The organism is Planctomycetota bacterium, from assembly GCA_038746835.1.
Taxonomy (GTDB): Bacteria; Planctomycetota; Phycisphaerae; order Tepidisphaerales; family Tepidisphaeraceae; genus JBCDKH01.
In genome coordinates this window covers 1-5,429 of sequence record JBCDKH010000223.1, presented here as the reverse complement: position 1 = coordinate 5,429, position 5,429 = coordinate 1, and the positions used below count along the sequence as shown (strand labels likewise).

Sequence of the window (5,429 nt, the reverse complement as noted above, 5' to 3'; positions counted from 1 at the left end):
CAAGCCTTGCCGACTTCGACCAGGCCCGACGGCGTCCTGGCCTCGACGGTGACCCCGCCCCAAGCCGGGAGGTGGTCGGAGAAATGGACGTCAACCGCCGCGTGTTCGGCCTTGAGGAACTCGTCGTCGGTGATGGTCAGGCCAAAGCGTCGAATCCAGGGCTTGTCGGAGCGATCGACCAAGTCGCTGGCAAAGGCGGTCGCCGGCCCGCTTCGTAGTGCAAGGTCTTGGGGCTTTGGTCCGTCACCATGGATCACGAGCCCGCTCGCGGAAACCAAGCCGTCGGTGAAGTCGATCTCGACCACATCGATGCCGGGGACCTCTCTGAGCTGTTCAAGTGGCGCTTCTGCGAGATCGATTTCCGGCTGAGCGTTGACGGTCGATGGCCCAACGACAAGGCCGATGAGCAGAACGAAAGAGGCGGTGATGCGGTTCATTGGGGTTCCTCCAGACGGCTTGCCGGTAATGTACTTCGGTTAGACTCTTCGTCAACCGGCCCGAACGAAAGAGATGCGGGGCCGAGAAATCGCCACATTTCTTGGACGCCCCTTGACGATGAGTCCACTTGAAGTACATTGTGGGCCGTGCCCGTCGCTGCTGCGCCATCTCCCGTGTCGAGAACTGCCCCGGTCCGGCGTGTCGGGCCGCGTTCGAGGGCGTTGAAGTACCTTCGCCAGAACCTGCGTGATACGTGGATGATCGGCGATCAACTCCCGGCAGAGCTCGACATCGCTGAACACCTCGGCATCGCCCGCGGCACCGTCCGAGCCGCACTCAAGGAGCTGGAATCACAAGGTCTTCTCTCGGCCGGTCGGGGGACTGGGCGAGTGGTCTGCGCGACACCTGATGCCGAGCCTGCCGATCCGCCGGTCTCGCCCGCGGCGGGGCAGGTGCTGCGGGAGACGGTTGTCTTCGCACGGATTCCGTGCCCGCCCGTTGCAAACAACGGCATGCTCGTCGAACGCGCCATCTTCGACGCATTTGCCGAACGCGGGAATCCTGTGCTCACCGTTCATCTCCCGTCGGCGGACGACGTATCGATCCAGCGACTGATCGACGGCCGGCCCGTCGGCGTGATCGCGCCACACGCTGTCGTCTCCGACGCCATCTGCTGGAAAATACTGCAGAAAATCGAGGCGGCCGGCATTCCGGTGGTTGTGCAGGGTGACGGAGAGAAACTGTCGAACTTCTCGCGCGTCATCAGCGACCACCGCGCCGGCATCCAGCTTCTTGTCAACTTCCTCATCGAGCGAGGTGTGAAGCGGCCCGTGCAGATTCGCACGCACGGCCTGTCGAATGACCTGCCTTACTGGGGAGCAGCCCGCTACGACGGCTTCTTAGAAGACGCCTCCAAACTCGATCCGCGCGTCATCAACGACCAACACGACACTTTCGCCGGGGGCGAAGATTCGAGGGACGCCGACACGTTCAACCACCGCGTTCGCCTCATGGCGGGTCTTCTTGTCGAGCAATTGACGGGTCCCGAGCCCGCCGACGCGTTGCTCTTCGATACGGATCACCTCTGCCTGTACGCAGCTGCGGCAGTTCGTCGATTCGGGTTGGTTCCCAATCGCGACGTTCTACTTGTCGGCTACGACAACTACTGGTCGACGAGTCCGCTTCGCCGCTACGAGCCGGCCGTCGTCGACGCGACGATCGAGAAAGACGAAACGGCCGCGGGGCGTGCTCTGGCAGACCTGCTGCTCGAGCGCATAAGCGACTTTGGCGATCGCAAGCTGCACGTGCGTCCGCCGCACCTCGTTACGTCGCCAATCGCGGCGACGCCGGCTTTCCATCAAACGACCTGAGGCACGGCCACGTGCCGACCACTTTCCATCTCTGGAGGAGAACCATGCGATTCATCACCACGACTGCAGTAACCCTCGGCTTCACGGCCTCGCTCGCCTCGGCCGCCTTCATAGACGACTTCGCGACAACGGCCAACATCGAATCGCGCGACGACCGCGTCGACGTCTCGGCCGCGGGGAGCCTCGTTTCGCTCACGTTCAACAGCAACTTCCCAGTCGCTGATGCCGCGAGTTCCTTCACACCGATCGACTACTTCGTCGGTGCTGAGGGCAGCTCCTTTAACGCCAACCAGAGTGGTGCAACGGTCTTCGACCTCACAGATGAGGGCCAGTTCGATGTCACCGGCATCTCGCTGATCAACCCGGACGGCGAGAACGATGTGCTGTACGCGATCCGAGCGTTCTTCTTTGACGCGAACGACGCGATCGTCAACCCGGCCGTCGTCCTACGCGGCAACACGCAGGACACGTCCGACCTGAGCGTCAACGTCGCCGACCTCGCACCGGCGAGCGCAACGGGCTACACGATCGCGCTCGCCTTGGTTAAGCCCGGCGGCGGTGCCGTCGGTGAAGTGGGCGACGGCGTGTCGTTCGACCAGTTCGCGTTCACCGCCATTCCCGAGCCGACGAGCATCGCTGCCCTCGCGCTCGGCGGCCTCATCGGGCTACGTCGCCGTCGCTAAACCAAGCTGGATGGAGCATCCTCCTATGCGTCACCTAACCACCTTCCTCCTCGTATCGGCTTCGCTCGCCGCGCTTTTCGGTGCGGCGTCGAAGCCGGTCATAATCGACCCGCTCGACGAAACGACCGGCTTTTTCCAGCTCAGCCCGACAGCCCTCGTCGAGGCCGAGCCAGGAAGGGCCGTCCTGACCAAGACGGAACCGGAGAGTGATGCGTTCGCCCGTTGGGGCCGTCCGCATCACAACGCGATTCCGTTCAAAGCGGGCGCGGATCGTGTCGAGATTGCGATCGCAGAGCTTCGCGGCGGGGCGATGTTGCAGGTTCGCGTGCAGTTCGTCGACGACGCCGGCGGAGACCTGGGCCACGTCCCGTGGATGGAAGCCCATGACATGCCGGGAACGATCGCGCTCGAGAGTCTCGTCGCCCACGCGGAGAAGCACGGCAAGTCGGATGCCGCGGCGTTCCGCCTGCTCTTTCGCCACATGGGCCAGCCGGGCGGGGCGATCGTGCTCGATGAGATACGTGTGATGTCCTCGGCCAGCTAGGTCGACCACTACTTGTACTGCCCAAGGCCCGACCGCCTTCGGCAGCATTCCGCGGAGTTCAACTTTCGTTCCCGCCTGAGGAGGCTCGTCATGATCCACCGTTCTGCAAGGCCACGCGGCTTCACGCTCGTCGAGCTGCTCGTCGTCATCGGCATCATCGCGGTGCTCATCAGCATCCTTCTGCCTTCGCTCGTCCGCGCGCGTGCGTCAGGGCAAACAGCGGTTTGCCTTAGCAACCAACGGCAGATCGGCGCAATGGCGACCATGTACGCCAACGATTACCAGTACGCGATGATTGGCTGGTTCAACGGCTTCAACGGCGGCAGCCTGGAGCCGTCAGAGGATTGGACCAACACGATCAGCACCTACGCCCTTGACAATCCGGAAGACCACTGGGTTTCTTGGGGTTTGCCGGACAATCCAAATCCCGCGATTCGCAAACAGAATCCGGAGATTGAGCTGTTTCTCTGTCCGTCGGACGCGGATGTTTCGCTAAACGCGATGAATCCGTTCTGGAAGATTCGTCGACCAGCGACCTACGCGGTGCCCGTGACGGCTTCAAGCACTCAAGGTGTCGGCTGGTGGCATCCACGGTTTCCGAAAGTCACGGTCTGGGCGAGCACCGAGTACCCGCTCATGACCGATGTTGTGCCGGCCGCTGATGCTGGACCACTCAATGGATGGCAGTGGTACTTCGTCGGGATTCACGATGAAGGTCAGTTCGCGACCGATCCGAATCAGGTTCCGCCGAACGTCGCCTTTCGGCACGGAAACGTCGGTGGTCCGGACGACGGGCTCTACTACCGCAACGACCAAGGCCAAGCGGTCACGCTCTTTCTCGACGGGCATGTGCGGGCGGTCTACCGAACCGACTTTGCCGCGATCAACATGAGCAAAACGAATCGAGACGTGATCGCTCGGCTCAAGCAAGTTCAGTGATTTTGTACCGCGGCTAGGCTGCTGCCGCATGTCAAAGCGCGTCGCCATTGTCGGAGCCACCGGAGCGGTCGGGCAGGAACTGCTCCGGATTCTGCCTGAGCGACACTTTCCGTTGAACGAGCTGAGATTGCTCGCCAGCGGAAGGAGTGCGGGCAAGACACTCGATTTCGGCGGCCAAACGCTGACTGTCCTTGAGACGACGGCGGACAGCTTTGCCGGCATCGACGTCGCCTTCTTCTCCGCCGGCGGATCGATCAGTCGCGAGTTCGCCCGAGTTGCCGTCGACGCCGGTGCAGTGGTCATCGACAACACGTCTGCGTTCCGCATGACCGACGGCGTGCCGCTGGTCGTGCCGGAGGTCAACCCGGCCGCCGTCCGTCAGCACAGCGGCATCATCGCCAACCCGAACTGCTCGACGATTCTCATGAACGTCGTCGTCTGGCCGCTGCATCAGGCGTTCGGCGTGAAGCGGATCGTCGTCAGCACCTACCAAGCCGTCAGCGGAGCCGGTGCCGCAGGATTGGCCGAGTTGGAGCGGCAACAGAAGCAGGTCGCCGCGGATGAAGCACCGGCGGCCGAGCTGTTCCCACATCCGATCGTCGACAACCTATTCAGCCACAACTCGCCCATCGACGGCACCGGCTACAACGAAGAGGAACGCAAGATGATCCACGAGACCCGCAAGATCTTCGGCGTCCCAGAGTTCGCCGTGACCGCGACCTGCATCCGTGTACCGGTTCCACGAGCGCATTGCGAGAGCGTCAACATCGAGTTCGCCGGACGCGTCACGCCCGACCAGGCGCAGGACGTGCTGTCGAAAGCTCCAGGCGTCAAGCTTGTCAACGATCCCACGCCGCAGGCAGCAAGTCACCAGGACGCCGTCCTCGTCGGCCGAGTCCGCCAAGACGCCAGCCGCTCCGACGGCACTGCAATCGATCTCTTCCTCGCCGGCGATCAAATCCGCAAGGGCGCTGCCACGAACGCGGTGCAGGTCGCAGAGCTGCTCTAACGTTGGCCCATGCCAGAAACTGTCCGCGTCCACGTTGTCAATGAGCAGGGCGACATCACCGGCCCGATCGAGCAGCCGAAAGTCGTCAAGACCGACGCCGAGTGGCGCGAGCAGCTCGGCAGCGAGGAGACGTTTCGCGTCGCCCGCGGCAAGGGCACCGAACGCCCCTTCTGTGGCACGCTCCTCGACAACAAACTCGACGGCGTTTACTGCTGCGTTTCGTGCAAGCTGCCGCTCTACGACAGCAACGCCAAGTTCAACAGCGGCACTGGATGGCCGAGCTTCTTCCAGCCCGTGGGCGACAACGTCGAGGTCGAGGAAGACCGCAGCCACGGCATGATCCGCACCGAAATCCTCTGCCGACGCTGCGACTGTCACCTCGGCCACGTCTTTCCTGACGGCCCGCCGCCGACGGGGCTTCGTCACTGCGTCAACAGCGAGTCGCT

The 5,429-nt window shown here is 63.0% G+C and carries 7 protein-coding genes; 6 read left to right on the top strand and 1 reads right to left on the bottom strand.

Annotated elements, in window-relative coordinates:
- Positions 1–437: hypothetical protein (locus AAGI46_15415; protein MEM1013595.1), on the bottom strand; the 437-nt coding region annotated here is incomplete at its 3' end.
- A 174-nt stretch (positions 438–611) separates the two neighbouring features.
- Between AAGI46_15415 and AAGI46_15410 the strand changes: the two genes are divergently transcribed.
- From AAGI46_15410 to msrB, 6 genes are all read left to right on the top strand, one after another.
- Complete coding sequence (locus tag AAGI46_15410) at positions 612–1,808, top strand: GntR family transcriptional regulator (protein MEM1013594.1); 1,197 nt, start codon at positions 612–614, stop codon at positions 1,806–1,808.
- 44 nt (positions 1,809–1,852) lie between these two features.
- Positions 1,853–2,491 (top strand): PEP-CTERM sorting domain-containing protein, encoded by a 639-nt coding sequence (locus tag AAGI46_15405; protein ID MEM1013593.1) that lies wholly within the window; start codon positions 1,853–1,855, stop codon positions 2,489–2,491.
- A gap of 25 nt (positions 2,492–2,516) precedes the next feature.
- Complete coding sequence (locus tag AAGI46_15400) at positions 2,517–3,035, top strand: hypothetical protein (protein MEM1013592.1); 519 nt, start codon at positions 2,517–2,519, stop codon at positions 3,033–3,035.
- A gap of 90 nt (positions 3,036–3,125) precedes the next feature.
- Entirely contained in the window at positions 3,126–3,974 is an 849-nt protein-coding gene (locus AAGI46_15395) for a prepilin-type N-terminal cleavage/methylation domain-containing protein (GenBank protein MEM1013591.1), read from the top strand.
- 28 nt (positions 3,975–4,002) lie between these two features.
- The gene (locus tag AAGI46_15390; GenBank protein ID MEM1013590.1) at positions 4,003–4,983 is read left to right on the top strand and encodes an aspartate-semialdehyde dehydrogenase; all 981 of its coding nucleotides are present in this window, start codon (positions 4,003–4,005) and stop codon (positions 4,981–4,983) included.
- A 9-nt stretch (positions 4,984–4,992) separates the two neighbouring features.
- Positions 4,993–5,429 (top strand): peptide-methionine (R)-S-oxide reductase MsrB (msrB, locus tag AAGI46_15385; GenBank protein ID MEM1013589.1); only part of this gene is annotated, 437 nt, incomplete at its 3' end.

Coding starts and splice junctions, on each gene's coding strand:
- AAGI46_15390 (MEM1013590.1), top strand. CDS start 4,003: ATGTCAAAGCGCGTCGCCATTGTCGGAGCCACCGGAGCGGTCGGGCAG.
- AAGI46_15395 (MEM1013591.1), top strand. CDS start 3,126: ATGATCCACCGTTCTGCAAGGCCACGCGGCTTCACGCTCGTCGAGCTG.
- AAGI46_15405 (MEM1013593.1), top strand. CDS start 1,853: ATGCGATTCATCACCACGACTGCAGTAACCCTCGGCTTCACGGCCTCG.
- AAGI46_15400 (MEM1013592.1), top strand. CDS start 2,517: ATGCGTCACCTAACCACCTTCCTCCTCGTATCGGCTTCGCTCGCCGCG.